The organism is Pseudomonas sp. p1(2021b) (assembly GCF_020151015.1).
Taxonomy (GTDB): Bacteria; Pseudomonadota; Gammaproteobacteria; order Pseudomonadales; family Pseudomonadaceae; genus Aquipseudomonas; species Aquipseudomonas putida_K.
Window position 1 is genome coordinate 3,449,107 of the sequence record NZ_CP083746.1, and the last position, 18,722, is coordinate 3,467,828.

General features: G+C 64.0%; 18 protein-coding genes. 11 read left to right on the top strand and 7 right to left on the bottom strand.

Going from position 1 to position 18,722, the window contains the following annotated elements; genetic code table 11:
* Window positions 1-228 precede the first annotated feature (228 nt).
* From gcl to K8374_RS16000, 8 genes are all read left to right on the top strand, one after another.
* Window positions 229-2,004 carry a glyoxylate carboligase gene (gcl, locus tag K8374_RS15965; RefSeq protein ID WP_084854615.1) on the top strand — a complete coding sequence of 592 codons (1,776 nt, stop codon included), beginning with the start codon at window positions 229-231 and terminating at the stop codon, window positions 2,002-2,004.
* A 57-nt stretch (window positions 2,005-2,061) separates the two neighbouring features.
* Entirely contained in the window at window positions 2,062-2,844 is a 783-nt protein-coding gene (hyi, locus tag K8374_RS15970; RefSeq protein WP_224456359.1) for a hydroxypyruvate isomerase, read from the top strand.
* 124 nt (window positions 2,845-2,968) lie between these two features.
* Window positions 2,969-3,862: a 2-hydroxy-3-oxopropionate reductase gene (locus K8374_RS15975; protein WP_084854614.1), complete on the top strand. Its 894-nt coding sequence runs from the start codon at window positions 2,969-2,971 to the stop codon at window positions 3,860-3,862.
* A 231-nt stretch (window positions 3,863-4,093) separates the two neighbouring features.
* Complete coding sequence (locus K8374_RS15980; protein ID WP_224456360.1) at window positions 4,094-5,368, top strand: glycerate kinase; 1,275 nt, start codon at window positions 4,094-4,096, stop codon at window positions 5,366-5,368.
* On the top strand, window positions 5,365-6,780 hold the full coding sequence (gene pyk / locus K8374_RS15985; protein ID WP_084854612.1) for a pyruvate kinase: 1,416 nt from the start codon (window positions 5,365-5,367) through the stop codon (window positions 6,778-6,780). The genes K8374_RS15980 and pyk overlap by 4 nt, the downstream gene beginning before the upstream one ends.
* Window positions 6,781-6,932: 152 nt before the next feature.
* Window positions 6,933-7,808: an urea transporter gene (locus K8374_RS15990; protein ID WP_224456361.1), complete on the top strand. Its 876-nt coding sequence runs from the start codon at window positions 6,933-6,935 to the stop codon at window positions 7,806-7,808.
* A gap of 44 nt (window positions 7,809-7,852) precedes the next feature.
* A complete protein-coding gene (locus K8374_RS15995; protein ID WP_224456362.1) occupies window positions 7,853-8,674 on the top strand; it encodes an ion transporter in 822 nt (273 codons plus the stop codon).
* Window positions 8,675-8,871: 197 nt separating this feature from the next.
* Window positions 8,872-9,870, top strand: a complete 999-nt coding sequence (locus K8374_RS16000) for a sulfate ABC transporter substrate-binding protein (RefSeq protein WP_084854609.1) — start codon at window positions 8,872-8,874, stop codon at window positions 9,868-9,870.
* Window positions 9,871-9,944: 74 nt separating this feature from the next.
* Here the strand turns inward: K8374_RS16000 and K8374_RS16005 are convergent, their stop codons facing one another.
* Both K8374_RS16005 and K8374_RS16010 read right to left on the bottom strand, forming a co-directional pair.
* On the bottom strand, window positions 9,945-10,874 hold the full coding sequence (locus K8374_RS16005) for a class I SAM-dependent methyltransferase (RefSeq protein WP_224456363.1): 930 nt from the start codon (window positions 10,872-10,874) through the stop codon (window positions 9,945-9,947).
* Window positions 10,875-11,057: 183 nt separating this feature from the next.
* On the bottom strand, window positions 11,058-11,957 hold the full coding sequence (locus K8374_RS16010; protein WP_224456364.1) for a DMT family transporter: 900 nt from the start codon (window positions 11,955-11,957) through the stop codon (window positions 11,058-11,060).
* A gap of 133 nt (window positions 11,958-12,090) precedes the next feature.
* On the opposite strand from K8374_RS16010, the gene K8374_RS16015 reads away from it, so the two are divergent.
* The 3 genes from K8374_RS16015 to K8374_RS16025 all read left to right on the top strand — a co-directional run bounded on the left by K8374_RS16015 (window position 12,091) and on the right by K8374_RS16025 (window position 15,259).
* Window positions 12,091-12,528 (top strand): Lrp/AsnC family transcriptional regulator, encoded by a 438-nt coding sequence (locus tag K8374_RS16015; protein WP_224456365.1) that lies wholly within the window; start codon window positions 12,091-12,093, stop codon window positions 12,526-12,528.
* 452 nt (window positions 12,529-12,980) lie between these two features.
* A complete protein-coding gene (locus tag K8374_RS16020) occupies window positions 12,981-14,516 on the top strand; it encodes an NCS1 family nucleobase:cation symporter-1 (RefSeq protein WP_224456366.1) in 1,536 nt (511 codons plus the stop codon).
* 14 nt (window positions 14,517-14,530) lie between these two features.
* Window positions 14,531-15,259, top strand: a complete 729-nt coding sequence (locus K8374_RS16025) for an aspartate/glutamate racemase family protein (RefSeq protein WP_224456367.1) — start codon at window positions 14,531-14,533, stop codon at window positions 15,257-15,259.
* Between the two features lie 101 nt (window positions 15,260-15,360).
* Here the strand turns inward: K8374_RS16025 and K8374_RS16030 are convergent, their stop codons facing one another.
* The 5 genes from K8374_RS16030 to K8374_RS16050 all read right to left on the bottom strand — a co-directional run bounded on the left by K8374_RS16030 (window position 15,361) and on the right by K8374_RS16050 (window position 18,720).
* Complete coding sequence (locus K8374_RS16030; protein ID WP_224456368.1) at window positions 15,361-15,699, bottom strand: FKBP-type peptidyl-prolyl cis-trans isomerase; 339 nt, start codon at window positions 15,697-15,699, stop codon at window positions 15,361-15,363.
* 87 nt (window positions 15,700-15,786) lie between these two features.
* Window positions 15,787-16,194: a GFA family protein gene (locus K8374_RS16035; protein ID WP_224456369.1), complete on the bottom strand. Its 408-nt coding sequence runs from the start codon at window positions 16,192-16,194 to the stop codon at window positions 15,787-15,789.
* A gap of 226 nt (window positions 16,195-16,420) precedes the next feature.
* Window positions 16,421-17,209: a PhzF family phenazine biosynthesis protein gene (locus K8374_RS16040; RefSeq protein ID WP_224456370.1), complete on the bottom strand. Its 789-nt coding sequence runs from the start codon at window positions 17,207-17,209 to the stop codon at window positions 16,421-16,423.
* Window positions 17,210-17,259: 50 nt separating this feature from the next.
* The gene (locus K8374_RS16045) at window positions 17,260-18,198 is read right to left on the bottom strand and encodes an NAD(P)-dependent oxidoreductase (protein ID WP_224456371.1); all 939 of its coding nucleotides are present in this window, start codon (window positions 18,196-18,198) and stop codon (window positions 17,260-17,262) included.
* A 102-nt stretch (window positions 18,199-18,300) separates the two neighbouring features.
* A complete protein-coding gene (locus tag K8374_RS16050; RefSeq protein ID WP_084858198.1) occupies window positions 18,301-18,720 on the bottom strand; it encodes a hypothetical protein in 420 nt (139 codons plus the stop codon).
* Between the last annotated feature and the right edge of the window lie 2 nt (window positions 18,721-18,722).

The window sequence follows — 18,722 nt, forward strand, 5'->3', positions numbered from 1 at the left end:
CCTGAGGGCAGTTGAAAACCGATACGACAATAGAACACAACGGCCAGATTTTTTGTATACAATATTTTTAGACTATCGTGCACGATCAGACGAAATACCTTTTTCACGGGCTTCCCGACGAAAGCCACTCCCACGGATGAAAATGGATTTGACCTGAGGCGTCGAGCGTGAATACACTCTGTCGCAAAGCAAGTTGTATACAATTACAAAATCGATGAGGCACAAACCATGAGCAAAATGAGAGCAATCGATGCAGCCGTTCTGGTCATGCGCCGTGAAGGTGTAGATACCGCGTTCGGCATCCCGGGGGCTGCCATCAACCCGCTGTACTCGGCCCTGAAGAAAGTCGGTGGCATCGATCACGTCCTCGCTCGCCACGTCGAAGGCGCTTCCCACATGGCCGAGGGTTACACCCGCGCCAACCCGGGCAACATCGGTGTGTGCATCGGCACCTCCGGCCCTGCCGGTACCGACATGGTGACCGGTCTGTACAGCGCTTCGGCCGACTCCATCCCGATTCTCTGCATCACCGGCCAAGCGCCTCGTGCTCGCCTGCACAAGGAAGACTTCCAGGCCGTCGACATCACCAATATCGTCAAGCCGGTCACCAAGTGGGCCACCACCGTCCTGGAGCCGGGCCAGGTGCCCTACGCCTTCCAGAAGGCCTTCTATGAAATGCGCACCGGCCGCCCAGGTCCTGTGCTGATCGACCTGCCGTTCGACGTGCAGATGGCCGAGATCGAATTCGACATCGACGCCTACGAGCCGCTGCCGGTGCACAAGCCAGCCGCCAACCGTGTCCAGGCTGAAAAAGCCCTGGCCATGCTCAACGAAGCCGAGCGTCCGCTGATCGTTTCCGGCGGCGGCGTGATCAACGCCGATGCCAGCGAAAAACTGGTCGAGTTCGCCGAACTGACCGGCGTACCGGTCATCCCGACCCTGATGGGCTGGGGCACCATCCCGGACGATCACCCGCAGATGGTCGGCATGGTCGGCCTGCAGACTTCGCACCGCTACGGCAACGCCACCCTGCTCAAGTCCGACCTGGTGTTCGGTATCGGTAACCGTTGGGCCAACCGTCACACCGGCTCCGTCGACGTCTACACCGAAGGCCGCAAGTTCGTTCACGTGGACATCGAACCGACCCAGATCGGCCGTGTGTTCACCCCGGACCTGGGTATCGTTTCCGACGCAGGCGCGGCACTGGACGCGTTCCTGGAAGTGGCCCGCGAATGGAAAGCCGCCGGCAAGCTCAAGTGCCGCCGCGAGTGGCTGGAAGACTGCCAGCAGCGCAAGTCGAGCCTGCAGCGCAAGACCCACTTCGACAACGTGCCGGTCAAACCGCAGCGCGTCTACGAAGAAATGAACCAGGTCTTCGGCAAGGACACCTGCTACGTCAGCACCATCGGCCTGTCGCAGATCGCCGGTGCCCAGTTCCTGCACGTGTACAAGCCGCGCCACTGGATCAACTGCGGCCAGGCCGGCCCGCTGGGCTGGACCATTCCGGCTGCCCTGGGTGTGGTCAAGGCCGACCCCAAGCGCAAGGTCGTCGCGCTGTCCGGTGACTACGACTTCCAGTTCATGATCGAAGAGCTGGCCGTGGGCGCGCAGTTCAACCTGCCATACGTCCACGTCCTGGTGAACAACGCCTACCTCGGCCTGATCCGCCAGGCCCAGCGTGGCTTCGACATGGATTACTGTGTACAACTGGCGTTCGAGAACATCAACGCCACCGAAGCCAACAACTACGGCGTCGATCACGTGGCCGTGGTCGAGGGCCTGGGCTGCAAGGCACTGCGTGTGTTCGAGCCGGCTGAAATCGCCCCTGCCCTGCTCAAGGCGCAGAAGATGGCCGAAGAGTTCCGCGTGCCGGTGGTGGTCGAAGTGATCCTCGAGCGCGTGACCAACATTTCCATGGGTACCGAGATCAACGCGGTCAACGAGTTCGAAGACCTCGCCCTGGTCGGCAACGACGCGCCTACCGCGATCTCGATGCTGGACTGACCGCCTGACGCCCCCGCGCCGGCTGTGCCGGGGGCCTTCATCTGCAAGGAGACAACCATGCCTCGCTTCGCTGCCAACCTGTCCATGCTGTTCACCGAGCAGGACTTCCTGGCCCGCTTCAAGGCCGCCGCCGACGCTGGTTTCAGCGGTGTCGAATACCTCTTCCCGTACGATTTCAGCGCCGCCGAGATCAAGCAGCAGCTCGATGCCCATGGCCTGACCCAGGTGCTGTTCAACCTGCCGGCCGGTGACTGGGGCAAGGGCGAGCGCGGCATCGCCTGCCACCCCGAGCGCGTCGAGGAATTCCGCGCAGGTGTCGACAAGGCCATCGAATACGCCAAGGTCCTGGGCAACACCCAGGTCAATTGCCTGGCCGGTATCCGCCCGCAAGGCCCGGACTGCGCCACCGTGCGCAAGACCTTCGTCGACAACCTCAAGTACGCCGCCGACAAGCTCAAGGCTGCAGGTATCCGCCTGGTCATGGAAATGATCAATACCCGTGACATCCCAGGCTTCTACCTGAACACCACCAAACAGGCCCTGGAGATCCAGGCCGAAGTCGGCAGCGACAACCTGTTCCTGCAATACGACATCTACCACATGCAGATCATGGAAGGTGACCTGGCTCGTACCATGGAAGCCAACCTGAAGCTGATCAACCACATCCAGCTGGCCGACAACCCCGGCCGCAACGAACCAGGCACCGGCGAGATCAACTATCGCTTCCTGTTCGAGCACCTGGACCGCATCGGCTACCAGGGCTGGGTGGGCGCGGAATACAAGCCGCTGACCACCACCGAAGCAGGCCTGGGCTGGCTGAAGACCCATAACGCAATCTAAAGATTGAACACCGACCTGTAGGAGCGGGCTTGTCCCGCCATTGCGATGGCGACCTCAGCGCCGCCATCGCGGGACAAGCCCGCTCCTACAGGATCCGCGAACAAATACAACGAGGCACATTGTCATGGCTAAAATCGGTTTCATCGGCACCGGCATCATGGGCAAACCAATGGCCCAGAACCTGCAAAAGGCAGGTCACAGCCTGTTCGTTTCCACTCACCACGACGCCGCCCCGGCCGACCTGGTCGCCGCTGGCGCCGTCGCCCTGGCCAACCCGAAGGAAGTGGCCCAGGAAGCCGAATTCATCATCGTCATGGTCCCGGATACCCCGCAGGTAGAAGCGGTCCTGTTCGGTGAGAATGGCGTGGCCGAAGGCGTCGGCCCGAACAAGGTGGTGATCGACATGAGCTCGATCTCCCCTACCGCGACCAAGGCCTTCGCCGAGAAGATCAAGGCCACCGGCGCTGCCTACCTGGACGCCCCGGTGTCCGGCGGCGAAGTCGGCGCCAAGGCCGGCACCCTGAGCATCATGGTCGGTGGCTGCCCGAAAGCCTTCGAGCGCGCCCTGCCGCTGTTCGAAGCCATGGGCAAGAACATCACCCGCGTCGGTGGCAACGGTGACGGCCAGACCGCCAAGGTCGCCAACCAGATCATCGTCGCCCTGAACATCCAGGCCGTCGGCGAAGCCCTGCTGTTCGCTGCCAAGAACGGCGCAGACCCAGCCAAGGTACGTGAAGCGCTGATGGGCGGCTTCGCCTCCTCGAAGATCCTCGAAGTGCACGCCGAGCGCATGATCAAGGGCACCTTCGACCCAGGCTTCCGCATCAACCTGCACCAGAAGGACCTGAACCTGGCCCTGCAAGGCGCCAAGGAGCTGGGCATCAACCTGCCCAACACCTCCAACGCCCAGCAAGTGTTCAGCACCTGCGTCGCCCTGGGCGGCGGCAATTGGGACCACTCGGCGCTGATCAAAGGCCTGGAGCACATGGCCAACTTCTCGATCCGCGACGACAAGTGACAAGGGGCTGCCTTGCAGCCTAATCGCCCGGCAAGCCGGCTCCCACCAGCCCGAAGTACTCCACTGTACCTGTGGGAGCCGGCTTGCCGGCGATGAAATCCACACCGTTGGACCTGCGACCACAGGCTCAACGGTGACACCGAGCAACACCCGCCCCTGGTTCGGCCTGCACGGAGGCAGTTCCAGGGGCGTTTTCGATTCTGCAGAACAATAAGATTTTGGGAGCCTGCCATGTCGGTCGATCCACAAAGAATTCTCCGCGAGCTGTTCGATACGGCCATCGCCGCCGCTCACCCTCGCCAGGTCCTGGAACCCCACCTGCCCGCCGACCGCAGCGGCCGCGTCATCGTCATCGGCGCCGGCAAGGCCGCCGCAGCCATGGCCGAGGTGGTCGAGAAGAGCTGGCAAGGCGAAGTGTCCGGCCTGGTCGTGACCCGCTACGGCCATGGCGCCAATTGCCAGAAGATCGAAGTGGTCGAAGCCGCCCACCCGGTCCCCGATGCCGCCGGCCTGGCCGTGGCCAAGCGCGTGCTGGAACTGGTCAGCAACCTCACTGAAGACGACCGGGTGATCTTCCTGCTCTCCGGCGGCGGCTCGGCCCTGCTGGCCCTGCCTGCCGAAGGCCTGACCCTGGCCGACAAGCAACAGATCAACAAGGCCCTGCTCAAGTCCGGCGCCACCATCGGCGAGATGAACTGCGTGCGCAAGCACCTCTCGGCGATCAAGGGCGGCCGCCTGGCCAAGGCCTGCTGGCCGGCGACGGTCTACACCTATGCCATCTCCGATGTCCCTGGGGACCTGGCCACCGTCATCGCCTCTGGCCCCACCGTGGCCGACCCGAGCACCTCGGCCGATGCCCTGGCCATTCTCAAGCGCTACGACATCGAAGCGCCCAAGGCCGTCATCGACTGGCTCAACAACCCCGCCTCGGAAACCGTCAAGGCCGACGACCCAGCCCTGGCTCGCAGCCACTTCAAGTTGATCGCCAAGCCCCAGCAGTCGCTCGAGGCCGCGGCCGTCAAGGCCCGCCAGGCGGGCTTCAGCCCGCTGATCCTGGGCGACCTGGAAGGTGAGTCGCGCGAAGTGGCCAAGGTGCATGCCGGTATCGCGCGGCAGATCGTGCTGCACGGCCAGCCGCTCAAGGCGCCTTGCATCATCCTGTCCGGCGGCGAGACCACGGTCACCGTGCGCGGCAACGGCCGTGGCGGGCGCAACGCCGAGTTCCTGCTCAGCCTGACCGAAAACCTCAAGGGCCTGCCGGGTGTCTACGCCCTGGCCGGGGACACCGACGGCATCGACGGCTCCGAGGAGAACGCCGGCGCCATCATGACCCCGCAAAGCTACGCCAACGCCGAGGCCCTGGGCCTGTCGGCCTCGGACGAGCTGGACAACAACAACGGCTATGGCTACTTCGCCGCACTGGATGCGCTGATCGTCACCGAGCCGACCCGCACCAACGTCAACGACTTCCGTGCCATCCTGATCCTCGAGACTCAGCCATCATGACGCCAGACAAGAAAGTCAAAATCCTCGCAACCCTGGGCCCTGCGATCAAAGGCGTCGACGATATCCGCCAACTGGTCGAGGCCGGCGTGAACATCTTCCGCCTGAACTTCAGCCATGGCGAGCACGCCGACCATGCCCTGCGCTACCAGTGGATCCGCGAAGTGGAGCAACAGCTGAATTATCCGCTGGGCATCCTCATGGACCTGCAAGGGCCCAAACTGCGCGTCGGCCGTTTCGCCGACGGCAAGGTGCAACTGCAACGCGGCCAGGCCCTGCGCCTGGACCTGGACACCACCCCGGGCGACAGCCGCCGGGTCAACCTGCCCCACCCCGAGATCATCGCTGCGCTGGAACCGGGCATGGACCTGCTGCTCGATGACGGCAAGCTGCGCCTGCGGGTGACCGCCAAGCACAGCGACGCCATCGACACCGAGGTGGTGGCCGGCGGCGAGCTGTCCGACCGCAAGGGTGTGAACGTGCCCCAGGCCGTGCTCGACCTCAGCCCGCTGACCGAGAAAGACCGCCGCGACCTGGCCTTCGGCCTGGACCTGGGCGTGGACTGGGTGGCCCTGTCGTTCGTCCAGCGCCCGGAAGACATCGTCGAAGCCCGCCAACTGATCGGCGAACGCGCCTACCTGATGGCCAAGATCGAGAAGCCGTCAGCGGTCGAGCAGCTGCAGGCGATCGCCGAGCTGTCCGACGCGATCATGGTCGCCCGTGGCGACCTGGGCGTGGAAGTGCCGGCCGAAAGCGTGCCGCAGATCCAGAAACGCATCATCGGCACCTGCCGCCAGCTGGGCAAACCCGTGGTGGTGGCGACCCAGATGCTCGAGTCGATGCGCTTCTCCCCTGCCCCGACCCGCGCCGAGGTCACCGACGTGGCCAACGCCGTGGCCGAAGGCACCGACGCCGTCATGCTGTCGGCCGAGACCGCCTCGGGCGACTACCCGCTCGAAGCCGTGCAGATGATGAGCAAGATCATCCGCCAGGTGGAGAACGGCCCGGACTACCAGGCCCAGCTCGACGTCGGCCGTCCCAAGGCCGAAGCCACGGTGTCGGACGCCATCAGCTGCGCGATTCGCCGCATCAGTGGCATCCTGCCGGTGGCCGTGCTGGTCAACTACAGCGAGTCGGGTTCCTCGACCCTGCGCGCTGCCCGCGAACGGCCACGTGCACCGATCCTCAACCTGACGCCGAACCTCTCCACTGCCCGCCGCCTGAGCGTGACCTGGGGCGTGCACTCGGTGGTCAACGATCGTCTGCGCCAGGTCGATGAGGTCGTTTCCACTGCGCTGGAAATTGCCCAGGCGCAAGGCATGGCCAGCCGTGGCGACACGCTGCTGATCACCGCCGGTGTGCCTTTCGGCAAGCCAGGGACGACTAATACGCTGCGGATCGAGACCTTGGTCTGAACGGCAGGGCAAGCCCGCTCCCACAGCACGTCCCTGTAGGAGCGGGCTTGTCCCGCGATCGGAGGGCAACGCCCTCCCTGTACACGATAACGGCGGACAACCCGAGGCCCGAAGAGGCCCACCGCGCTTCCATCCACCTTCCCGACTGCCCCATGTACACCAAGAATTTCGTCAACCCGTGCCCCGACTGGGCCACGGCCTTGCTCAACGGCTTCAGCCAGGTACTGCTGCTGCGCAATCCCTTGTGCGGCCTGTGCTGCCTGCTGGCCATCCTGGTCACCGCCCCGAACCTGGTCGGCGGCGCCCTGCTCGGCGCCCTGGCCGGGCTGCTGACCGCCCAGCGCCGCGGTTACGAACGCGCCGATCGCCAGGCCGGTCTGTACTGCTACAACGGCGTACTGATCGGCCTGCTGATCGCCGCGCTGCTGCCGTGGTCGGCCATCATGCCACCGCTGATCATCGCCGCCGGCGGCCTTTCCAGCATCCTCACGCACCAATGGCGCAAGCGCGGCGGCAAGCTGCTGATCGCCTATACGGCACCTTTCGTGCTGCTGGGCTGGGCCACCCTGCTGGTGGCCCAGCCCATGCCGGCCCTCTACACCGAGGCCAACCCGTTGTATGCCTTGCTACGCGGTGTCGGCCAGATCTTCCTGCTGGACAACCCGCTGGCCGGCCTGCTGATCGTCATCGGCATGTTCATCGCCAACCCCTATGCCGCACTCTGGGCGTTGATCGGCTCGGCCGTCGGCGGCGGTGTGGCCCTGCTGGCGGGCGAGGCCCAGGCTGCCTGGATGGGGCTGTTCGGTTTCAACGCAGCGCTCGCCGCGCTGGCCTTCAGCCGCCAGGGCGAACGTGCCTGGGTGACGTTGTTGGCCATCGCCGTGGCACTGTTGCTGCAGCCTTTATTCAACCTGATGCCGATCGCTGGGCTGACCGCACCCTTTGTCGTCGCCTGCTGGCTGATGCACCTGGGCAGCCACCTGGCGCAATCGGCCCAGCGCCGCAACGCAGGCCGCTTGCACAGCTAGGAGGCAGCCCCTAGGCTCAGGTCATCGCCCAATGGAATGAGCCCATGGATAACCCAGCGAGCCTGCGCGAACGGCTCTATGTCATTGTCTTCCAGACCGATACCGTCGCCGGCAGGCGTTTCGACAAGATCCTCCTGCTGGTCATCCTCGCCAGCCTGGTCACGGTCGTGCTCGACAGCATCGACGAAGTGCACCAGCAATACGCCGGCCTGCTGGCCGGGATCGAGTGGTGCTTCACCGCGATCTTCCTGGTGGAGTACCTGGTGCGGCTCTACTGCTCGCCCAAGCCCCTGCGCTATGCCTTCAGCTTCTATGGGCTGGTGGACCTGCTGGCGGTCATCCCGGGTATCCTCGCCCTGTACTACAGTGATGCCCAGTACCTGCTGATCGTGCGGGTCATCCGCATGCTGCGGATCTTCCGCGTGCTCAAGCTCAGCCCCTACCTCAAACAGGCCCATTACCTGCTGGCGGCGCTACAAGGCAGTCGGCAGAAGATCATCGTGTTCCTGGTCAGCGTCTCGACCCTGGTGACCGTGTTCGGCACCTTGATGTACGTGGTCGAGGGCCCCGAGCATGGCTTCACCAGCATCCCCAAGGGCATCTACTGGGCGATCGTCACCCTGACCACCGTGGGCTTCGGCGATATCGTGCCGAAGACGCCGCTGGGCCAGGTGCTGTCGTCGCTGGTGATGATCACCGGTTATTCGATCATCGCCGTACCCACGGGCATCTTCACTGCGGAGCTGGCCAACGCCCTGCGCGGCGAACAGCTGCAGCATGATTGCCCGACGTGCCGCAAGAACACCCATGAACACGGCGCGGCGTTCTGCTCACGCTGTGGCAATGCGTTGTTCCCGAAGCAGTGATGCCTGCCTGTGCGGCGCCCTTCGCGGGTAAACCCGCTCCCACAGGTTTCGCCGTACCGGTGGGAGCGGGTTACCCGCGAAGGGGGTCGCACAAGCACCGGCATAACCAAAGTGTTTTTTGTTCTTTAACCCCTGCCAAGCCACCCGCTATAGTCGCTGGCAAACTGCCTACAACCTCTCAAGAACAAGGAAGCAACGTGAAAAAGCTCTTCACCGCATCGCTGCTCGCCGCCGGTATGGCCCTGGGTAACCTGGCCCAGGCTGCACCGACCCTGCTCAACGTGTCCTACGACGTGATGCGCGACTTCTACAAGGACTACAACCCAGCGTTCCAGAAGCACTGGGAAGCCGAGCACAATGAGAAGGTCAACGTGCAAATGTCCTTCGGCGGCTCGAGCAAGCAGGCACGTGCCGTGATCGATGGCCTGCCGGCGGATGTCATCACCATGAACATGGCCACCGACATCAATGCCCTGGCTGACAACGGCAAGCTGGTACCAGACAACTGGGTCACGCGCCTGCCGAACAACAGCGCGCCGTTCACCTCCGCCACCGTGTTCATCGTGCGCAAGGGCAACCCCAAGGCCCTGAAGGACTGGCCCGACCTGCTCAAGGACGGCGTGCAGGTGATCGTGCCCAACCCCAAGACCTCGGGTAACGGCCGCTACACCTACCTCTCGGCCTGGGGCTATGTGCTCAAGCAAGGCGGCGACGAAGCCAAGGCGCGCGAGTTCGTCGGCAAACTGTTCAAGCAGGCTCCGGTGCTGGATACGGGCGGACGCGCCGCGACCACGACCTTCATGACCAACCAGATCGGCGACGTGCTGGTGACGTTCGAGAACGAGGCGGAAATGATCGCCCGCGAATTCGGTCGCGACCAGTTCGAGGTGGTCTACCCGAGCGTGTCGGCCGAAGCCGAGCCGCCGGTGACCGTGGTCGACAAGGTGGTCGAGCGCAAGAAATCCCGCGCCGTGGCCGAGGAATACCTCAAATACCTATGGTCGCCGGCCGCCCAGGAACTGGCCGCGCAGAACTACCTGCGCCCACGTGACGCGACCGTACTGGCCAAGTACACCGACCGCTTCCCGAAAGTCGATTTCTTGTCGGTGGAGAAGACCTTCGGCGACTGGCGTACCGTGCAGAAGACCCACTTCAATGACGGTGGCGTGTTCGACCAGATCTACACCAACCAGTAACGGTTCGCGACACAAGCCCGCACCGACAGATACGATCTCTGTGGGAGCGGGCTTGTCCCGCGATTGAAGCTTACTCAGGCTCGCTGGCGAAACACCAATGCCTTCAATCCCCCTGCCGGATCCGCATCCGGAAACTCCGGCGGGTTCTCCAGCCGCTCGACGAATACCAGCCCCGGTGCATGCTCGCCCATGCCCTCGATCAAAAAGTCCGGCCCGATCCCCGGGTCATTGACGCACGCCAGCACCGTCCCCTCCTCCGTCAACAGTTCCGGCAGGCGCCGCAGGATCTTCGCGTAATCCTGGGTCAGCACGAAGCTGCCTCTCTGGAAGGTCGGTGGGTCGATGATGATCAAGTCATAGGGCCCGTACTTGCGCACCTTGCCCCAGGACTTGAACAGCTCATGCCCCAGGTAGGCGACCCGGGAGGCATCATGGCCATTGAGCCGGTGGTTGTCGCGGCCACGGGACAATGCCGCCTTGGCCATGTCCAGGTTGACCACTTGCTGCGCTCCGCCGGCAATGGCGGCCACGGAGAAGCCGCAGGTATAGGCGAACAGGTTGAGCACCCGCTTGCCCGCAGCCTGCTCGCGCACCCAGCGCCGGCCGTAGCGCATGTCGAGGAACAGGCCGTTGTTCTGCCGCACGCCCAGGTCCAGAAGATAGGTCAGGCCATCCTCGATCACTTCGCGTTGCTGGCACGGCTCGCCCAGCAGCCACTGGCCGGGGCTGTCCGGCAGGTAGCGGTGCTGGATGAGGATAGCCTGCCCAGCCCACTGCGGGCGCTCGGCGAGGCTGCGCAGAAGGGTCTCCAGCTCCGCCAGTTGGCCTTCGGGCGGCTCGCGGAACAGCGCGACCAGCAGCACGCCCTGCAGCCAGTCGACCGTGATCTGCTCGAGGCCCGGCCAGCAGCGGCCACGACCGTGGAACAGGCGGCGGGTTTCCTCTGGCGCGGGGTCTAGAGCAGTGAGCAGGTGTTGCTCGAGGGTGTGGATCGGCGAGGTCATGGTGGGGTCGCAAGCAAAAAAGAACGCATTCTACCTAATGCCAGCCTATAAGCACTGTCAGAGGCTGCTACGTACCCCATCGCGGGACAAGCCCGCTCCCACAGGTTCACCGCTGCCCGCAAGAGCGGCGCATCCCTGTAGGAGCGGGCTTGCCCCGCGATTGGGCCGCAAGGCAAACCTCGATCAATGCCCCTTCACCGCTACCCTGCGCGAACGGAACCACCACCCCTGCTGCATGCCCGCCGCCGCCAGCAGGATAGCCGCCACACCCAGCCACTGCAGCGGTGCCAGGCGATGGTCGAACGCCACCCAATCGACCAGGATCGCCACGATCGGGTAGATGAACGACAGCGCACCGGTCAGTGCCGTGGGCAGGCGCTGGATGGCGCTGTACAGCAGCACGTACATCAGCCCGGTATGGATGATGCCCAAGGTCACCAGGCTGGCCAGTGCCGATGTTTCTGCCGGTAGCCCTCGCCCCCCGACCCAAGGTGCCAGGAGCACAATACCGGTCACCACCTGGATCAAGGCGATCAAGTGCGGCGGTGTACCGCTCAGGCGCTTGATGATCAACGCCGCCACGGCATAGAGAAAGGCAGCGCCCAATGCCAGGCCGATGCCTTGCAGATAATTCCCCGCCCCACCCTGGCCGCTGCCATGGGCACTGACGATGGCCAGCATGCCGAGGAACGCCAGGCTCAGCCAGGTCATCTTGGGCAGGGTGATCTTCTCGCCCAGGAACACCGCCGCCAGCCCCACCAGCATGAACGGCTGGACGTTGTACACCGCCGTGCCGATCGCGATCGAGGCCCTGGAATAGGAGGCGAACAGCAACACCCAGTTACCGACGATGGCCACGCCGCTGGCCACCGCCAGCAGGAAGGTCGTACGGGTCAGGATGCCGGGCTTGAGGAGCCCCAGGGCCGCGCAGATCAGCAGCAAGGTGCCGGCGCCGAACACACAACGCCAGAACACCACCTCCAGTACCGGCTGCCCGGATACCAGTACGAACCAACCGATGGTACCGGAGATCAGCATGGCGGCCGTCATCTCCAGCGAGCCGCGACGCAACGAATTGTCCATCTCACACCTCCTGTCGAACAGGGCCACAGTATGTGCGAGGCGACGGTCAACCATCCAGCCGAAAGCAAAGCCGTTCTCGCGAATTCACCTTTACTATCAAGGCGAGTTCAGCAATTTACCTAACGAGGGCAATATGACCGATGCCATAGACCAACTGTTGATCAATGCCTTGATGGAAGACTCACGCCGTTCGCTCAAGGCACTGGCCCAGATCAGCGGCCTGTCGGCGCCCAGTGTCAGCGAACGCCTGCGCCGCCTGGAAGAACGCGGCGTGCTGCGCGGCTATACGATAGATATCGACCCCCGCAGCTTCGGTTACCAGCTACAGGCCATCGTGCGTATCCGACCACTGCCGGGACAGTTGCAGGAAGTCGAGCGGCAGATCATCGCCATCCCCGAATTCACCGAATGCGACAAAGTCACTGGCGAGGATTGCTTCATCGCCCGTCTGCATGTGCGCTCCATGGAACAGCTGGACACCCTGCTCGACCGCATCAATGTATTGGCCGAAACCAACACGGCGATCATCAAGAAGACACCGGTCAAACGCCGGTTGCCACCCATGGAATAGCAGTTCGGATACGAGACGATTAATTTTTGTACACATGAATGTCACCTTAGGTGCCATTTTTGTGTGCACTTTTGTCCGGTAACGCCCCAACACGTTACACACTTCCATCGCTAAAAACTGACCAATCGATCAACTAATAATGCACTTCAAAAATAAAAACTGTTCATTTGGTCAACTTATAATTCCTCTATTTCATTCACTTATCTTTCAACAAGATAGATTCGAAAAAGCCTCGCGCTGAAAGTTGCTTTTCGGCTGGCATGGAACTCGCTTTTGTGTCCCCGTGTTTTGTATACAAGTTGAACAAAACATAAATACACAAGAACCCGCAGCGCCTGCCCCGGCAGGCCGTTGCGCCCAGAACCCAGTGATGCCAACGCTGCACCGACGAGATGGCGAGCCCGTGCGCATGCCCGATCATCGCAGTCCACACGCATCAGGAGCCTGCCGGAATGAGTACCAGCCTCAACCTTGCCCCTGAACTATCCGTTGCCAGCACCAACCCCACCTCCACGCCAGTCGCCGGTGATCTACCGGACCTCGAACTCAGCCCACGCCTGCATAACCGCGACCTGGCCCCGACCCGCAGCGAAGGCCGGCGCTGGGGGCGCTACAGCATCTTCGCGCTGTGGACCAACGACGTGCACAACATCGCCAACTATTCATTCGCCATGGGGCTGTTCGCCCTCGGCCTGGGTGGCTGGCAGATCCTGCTGTCCTTGGCCATTGGCGCGGCACTGGTGTATTTCTTCATGAACCTGTCCGGCTACATGGGGCAGAAGACCGGCGTACCCTTCCCGGTGATCAGCCGCATCGCGTTCGGGATCCATGGCGCACAGATCCCAGCCCTGATCCGCGCGGTCATCGCCATCGCCTGGTTCGGCATCCAGACTTACCTGGCCTCGGTGGTATTGCGGGTCTTGCTCACGGCGATATGGCCGCAGCTGGCCACCCATGACCAGGACAGCATCCTCGGCCTGTCGAGCCTGGGTTGGGTGTGCTTCGTGGCGATCTGGCTGGTGCAGCTGGTGATCCTGGCCTACGGCATGGAGATGGTGCGCCGCTACGAAGCCTTCGCCGGCCCGGTGATCCTGCTGACCGTGGCAAGCCTTGCGGGCTGGATGTACTTCCAGGCCGATGCGCGCATCGCCTGGTCGGTGGCCGAGCCGCTGACCGGCTACGAGATGTGGCGCAACATCTTCGCTGGCGGCGCCCTGTGGCTGGCGATCTACGGCACGCTGGTGCTGAACTTCTGTGACTTCGCCCGCTCCTCGCCCTGCCGCAAGACCATTCGCGTGGGCAACTTCTGGGGTCTACCGGTGAACATCCTGGTGTTCGCGACCATCACCGCGGTGCTGTGCGGTGCACAGTTCCAGATCAACGGCCAGGTGATCGACAGCCCCACCCAGATCGTCGCCAATATTCCCAGCACGCCGTTCCTGGTCCTGGGTTGCCTGGCGTTCCTGATCGTCACCGTGGCGGTGAACATCATGGCCAACTTCGTCGCCCCGGCCTTCGTGCTGAGCAACCTGGCGCCACGCCACCTGAACTTCCGTCGCGCGGGGCTGATCAGCGCGACCCTGGCAGTGCTGATCCTGCCTTGGAACCTGTACAACAGCCCGCTGGTGATCGTCTACTTCCTGTCTGGCCTGGGGGCCCTGCTCGGCCCGCTGTACGGTGTGATCATGGCCGACTACTGGTTGCTGCGCAAAGGCCAGGTCAACGTCCCGCAGCTGTACAGCGAGAACCCGGCCGGCGCCTATTTCTACACCCGAGGCATCAACCTGCGCGCTGTCGCCGCCTTCCTGCCCACCGCGCTGCTGGCCATCGTCCTGGCCCTGGTGCCCAACTTCCACAGCGTCGCGCCGTTCTCCTGGCTGATCGGCGCCGGCACCGCCGCCGCCCTGTACCTGCTGCTCGCGCCGCGCAACCGCCAATACCTCGACGTCAGCGGCGAAGCCATCGCCGTCGACCACAGCAGCCATTGATAGGGAGATCCTTCATGCGCATCTTGATCGCCAACGTGAACACCACCTGCGCCATCACCGACGCCATCGCCGAACAGGCCCGCAGCGTGGCCTCGCCGGGTACCGAAATCATCGGCCTGACCCCCTGGTTCGGTGCCGAGTCGGTGGAAGGCAATTTCGAGAGCTACCTGGCCGCCATCGCTGTCATGGACCGCGTGCTGGCCTACGAAGAACCCTTCGATGCAGTGATCCAGGCAGGCTACGGCGAGCATGGCCGCGAGGGCTTGCAGGAGTTGCTGGATGTGCCGGTCGTGGACATCACCGATGCCGCCGCCAGCACCGCCATGTACCTGGGGCACGCCTACTCGGTGGTCACCACCCTGGACCGCACCGTGCCGCTGATCGAGGACCGCCTCAAGCTCTCGGGCCTGTTCGATCGCTGCGCCTCGGTGCGCGCCAGCGGCCTGGCCGTGCTCGACCTCGAAGCCGACCCACGACGCGCGGTGGAGGCGATCGTCGAGCAGGCTGAACGGGCCGTGCGCGACGACAAGGCCGAGGTGATCTGCCTCGGGTGTGGCGGCATGGCTGGGCTGGACGAGCAGATTCGTCAGCGCACCGGCGTGCCAGTGGTCGATGGGGTCAGTGCGGCGGTGACCATCGCCGAGTCGCTGGTGCGCATGGGCCTGAGCACGTCCAAGGTGCGGACCTACGCCACGCCTCGGGCGAAGAAAGTGGTGGGCTGGCCGATGATGTTCGGCCGCTAGGTTCGCAGTTGCGCGCTGCCCGGCCCACTGGTTCAGGTCGGGCAGCTATGCGCCCCATGGTCGAGCCACTGCCGCACGTGGCGGCTGAGCCTATGAACGACTCAATCATCCCGGGTTAGCACTTCCAGCAACTCGATCTCGAATGTCAGGTCCGAATGGGGCGGGATCGAACCCACGCTGCGCTCGCCATAGCCCAGGTGTGCCGGCACCAGCAGCTTGCGCTTACCGCCGACGCGCATTCCCATGAGGCCCTGGTCCCACCCTTTGATCACGCGACCGGTGCCGATCACGCACTGGAACGGCTTGCCCCGCGACCAGGACGAGTCAAACTCGCTGCCGTCGGCCAGCCAGCCGGTGTACTGGGTGGTGATCAGGGCGCCTTTGACCACGGCCTTGCCCTGGCCTTCCTCGAGATCGATGATTTGCAGTTCGCTGCTCATGGCTGTTGTTCCTGAAGCGGATTTTCGTGGCCGCCGTTTTCTCAGGAATGAACTGCTTTGGCAAGGCCGCGAGGCGCCTAGGGTCGCCTAGCCGAGCTGTTCGAAGGCTTCCTGGCCGGTCAGTTCCTTGGTCTGGTTGGCGAAGCAGTACCAGGCGGGTTTCTGTTCGACGAAGATCTGCAGGTCGAAATCCCAGGTTTCGTCGCCGTCCAGCAGGCCAACCGGGATGGCGTAGAAGTCGTTGGCCTTCAGGCGGTAGTACAGGTGCGTGCCACACCGGCCGCAGAAGCCGCGTTGGGCCCAGTCGGAGGAGTCATAGACGGTGGGGGGCGTGCCTTCGATCTGAGGGGGCTGGCTGCAGTGGACGACCAGGAGGGGGCCGCCGGTCCATTTGCGGCACATGCTGCAGTGGCAGGCGCTGATATGGGTGTTGTCGACGGTGACCTTCAGGTGGGTTTGGCCGCAGAGGCAGGTGCCTTGTTTTTCCAGGGGCATGGGTGGAGCTCCTTGGGGATTGGGTTTGGAAGTATAGGTTGGGGATCTCCTGTTGGGCTTGGGCATTTAGGTCGTGTGGGTATTCGTTTTTGGTGGTTGTGCGGTCCCTGTGGGAGCGGGCTTGTCCCGCGATTGGGCCGAGAGCTCGCCACCCATTCCACTGAACAAACAACGCCAGCCCAGGCCCCCCATAACTTGACCCAGGCAGGAGGCCGAAGGCAGCCCATCAGATAGAGATCACCCCACGCAGGTACAACGCCCCCCGCCCGCTGATGATCACCCGCCCATTCCCCGGCACCTCGCACCACAACTGTCCCTTGCGCCGGCCGCCCTGCTCGCATACCAGGCTGCGCTTGCCCAGCCGCTCAGCCCAATAGGGCGCCAGCGAGGTGTGCGCCGACCCTGTCACCGGGTCTTCGTTGACCCCTACCCGCGGCCCGAACCACCGCGTCACGAAATCGAACCCCCGCCCCGGCGCGGTCACCGCGATACCACGCACATCGAACGCGCCCAATGCCACGAAGTCCGGTGCCAACGGCTCCAGCAACGCCGCATCGTCGATCACCACCACATAATCATCGGTCCGATAAACCGCCCGGACACTGTTCAGCCCCAGCGCCTCGAGCAACCCTTCGGGCACGTCGACCGCTACTGGTTGCTTGGCCGGAAAATCCATCGCCAGCAACCCATCGCTGCCACGGCTGACCCGCAATTCCCCGCTGCGCGTATTGAACCGCAGCACCGCGTCCTGCTCACCCAACTGCTCGAACAGCACCCAGGCCGTCGCCAACGTCGCGTGCCCACACAAATCCACCTCCACGCCGGGCGTGAACCAGCGCAAGTCGAACGCCTCGCCGTTGCGTACGAAATACGCCGTCTCGGAAAGGTTGTTCTCCTCCGCCACACGCTGCAGCGTCTCATCCGGCAACCATTGCTCCAACGGCACCACTGCCGCCGGGTTACCGCCGAACGGCGTGGCGGAAAACGCATCGACCTGGAAGATCTCGAGTTGCATGCAAAGGCTCCTATGTCCGGCGTCATGCCAGACAAGTTCAGGGGAAAGAGTCAGGAACGGACAGGGGTCAGCACCGGCTCACCGGCAAAGAACGCCTGCAGGTTAAGCAGCACCAGGTTCACCGTATCCCGTGCGGCATCCGGTGATTGGCCGGCCACATGAGGTGTGAGCACGGTATTGCCGAGCACCTTGAGTGCATCGGGCACGGCAGGCTCGTCATCGAAGACATCCAGCGCGGCGCCTGCGATCGCGCCTCGGCTCAGGGCGTCGACCAGGGCGTGGGTATCGACCACGCTGGCCCGGGCGATGTTGACCAGGTAGCCGTCCGGCCCCAACGCTTGCAGCACCTGGGCATCGACCAGGTGACGGGTGGCGTGCCCGCCGGGCGTCGCTACCACCAGGATGTCCACGGCCTCGGCCAGGCTCGACACGCTGTCGTGCCAGGTGTAGGGCACGTCGCGACGCGGTGTGCGGCTGTGATAGCTGATACTCATGTCGAAGCCCAGGTTCGCCCGCTTGGCGATCGCGCGACCGACCGCGCCCAGGCCAAGGATCCCCAGGCGCTTGCCGCTCACCGAAGGGCTGATGACCCGATTCCACTCCCCCCGGCGCGTGCTGGCATCGGCCCGTGGCACATCGCGCAGCAAGGCCAGCAGAAGCGCCAGGGCATGGTCGGCGACCGCCGCGGCATTGGCGCCGGCACCATTGGTCACGGTAATGCCGCGAGCCGAGGCGGCAGCCAGGTCGACCTGTTCGTAGCCGGCACCGATCACGCAGATGATCCTAAGCGCCGGCAAGGCTTCGATCTCGTTGGCCGTCAGGCCCAGCGGGCCGCGGGTCAGTACCGCATCGACCTGGGCACCGAAGCGCACGATGGCCTCGGCGCGCAATTGCGGCGACGGCGCGCGGATCAGCCGAAAACCGGCCTGCTCGAGTAGCGGCAAGTAGTCATCGACGGTTTCCACCAGCACCAGAACGGTCTTGCTCATGCGCCCTCCGGCTCGTGTGCGAGAAGGGATTATGCGTGGGGACCGGCCAGTACAGTCAATGGAAATATCAGGCCATAACTGTACTGTATCGGTGGCCGACGTTTACTGAGCGAACGCCCGACCCAGGCCGCCCGGAACGCCACTGCTGTCGGTTTCCTGCCAAGGGCCCTCAGGGCTCAGCGACCAGCTCCAGCCATTGTTCCAGCGGTAGTAGGTGCGCTGGCGATAGAAGGTGTTGGGCTTGTTCTCCAGCACATAGACGCCCATGCGCGGGTCCCAGTGGCTGGCGCCGCCCGGCGGCGGTGCAAAGCTGGCGGAGGTGCGCGGCATGGCCTTGGGCGCGCTGGCCGGTTTACTCGGCCGGGTACTCGGCTGCCCGCTCGGCGCCGGCTTGATCACCGGCCCCTGGCGCGGCGGCGCGGTTTCGACCGGCGGCCACGGCTCGTCGCTTGGTTGCTGCACCGTACAGGCGGAAAGACCCAGTGCCAGGGTGATCAGGGTCAGACGGACGGCGCTGTTCATGC

Excerpts from the sequence above, each read along its gene's own strand:
- pyk (WP_084854612.1), top strand. The coding sequence starts at position 5,365 with ATGACGCCAGACAAGAAAGTCAAAATCCTCGCAACCCTGGGCCCTGCG.
- gcl (WP_084854615.1), top strand. The coding sequence starts at position 229 with ATGAGCAAAATGAGAGCAATCGATGCAGCCGTTCTGGTCATGCGCCGT.
- K8374_RS15980 (WP_224456360.1), top strand. The coding sequence starts at position 4,094 with ATGTCGGTCGATCCACAAAGAATTCTCCGCGAGCTGTTCGATACGGCC.
- K8374_RS15995 (WP_224456362.1), top strand. The coding sequence starts at position 7,853 with ATGGATAACCCAGCGAGCCTGCGCGAACGGCTCTATGTCATTGTCTTC.
- hyi (WP_224456359.1), top strand. The coding sequence starts at position 2,062 with ATGCCTCGCTTCGCTGCCAACCTGTCCATGCTGTTCACCGAGCAGGAC.
- K8374_RS16020 (WP_224456366.1), top strand. The coding sequence starts at position 12,981 with ATGAGTACCAGCCTCAACCTTGCCCCTGAACTATCCGTTGCCAGCACC.
- K8374_RS16045 (WP_224456371.1), bottom strand. The coding sequence starts at position 18,198 with ATGAGCAAGACCGTTCTGGTGCTGGTGGAAACCGTCGATGACTACTTG.
- K8374_RS16005 (WP_224456363.1), bottom strand. The coding sequence starts at position 10,874 with ATGACCTCGCCGATCCACACCCTCGAGCAACACCTGCTCACTGCTCTA.
- K8374_RS15990 (WP_224456361.1), top strand. The coding sequence starts at position 6,933 with ATGTACACCAAGAATTTCGTCAACCCGTGCCCCGACTGGGCCACGGCC.
- K8374_RS16025 (WP_224456367.1), top strand. The coding sequence starts at position 14,531 with ATGCGCATCTTGATCGCCAACGTGAACACCACCTGCGCCATCACCGAC.
- K8374_RS16030 (WP_224456368.1), bottom strand. The coding sequence starts at position 15,699 with ATGAGCAGCGAACTGCAAATCATCGATCTCGAGGAAGGCCAGGGCAAG.
- K8374_RS16040 (WP_224456370.1), bottom strand. The coding sequence starts at position 17,209 with ATGCAACTCGAGATCTTCCAGGTCGATGCGTTTTCCGCCACGCCGTTC.
- K8374_RS16015 (WP_224456365.1), top strand. The coding sequence starts at position 12,091 with ATGACCGATGCCATAGACCAACTGTTGATCAATGCCTTGATGGAAGAC.
- K8374_RS16010 (WP_224456364.1), bottom strand. The coding sequence starts at position 11,957 with ATGGACAATTCGTTGCGTCGCGGCTCGCTGGAGATGACGGCCGCCATG.
- K8374_RS16050 (WP_084858198.1), bottom strand. The coding sequence starts at position 18,720 with ATGAACAGCGCCGTCCGTCTGACCCTGATCACCCTGGCACTGGGTCTT.
- K8374_RS15975 (WP_084854614.1), top strand. The coding sequence starts at position 2,969 with ATGGCTAAAATCGGTTTCATCGGCACCGGCATCATGGGCAAACCAATG.
- K8374_RS16035 (WP_224456369.1), bottom strand. The coding sequence starts at position 16,194 with ATGCCCCTGGAAAAACAAGGCACCTGCCTCTGCGGCCAAACCCACCTG.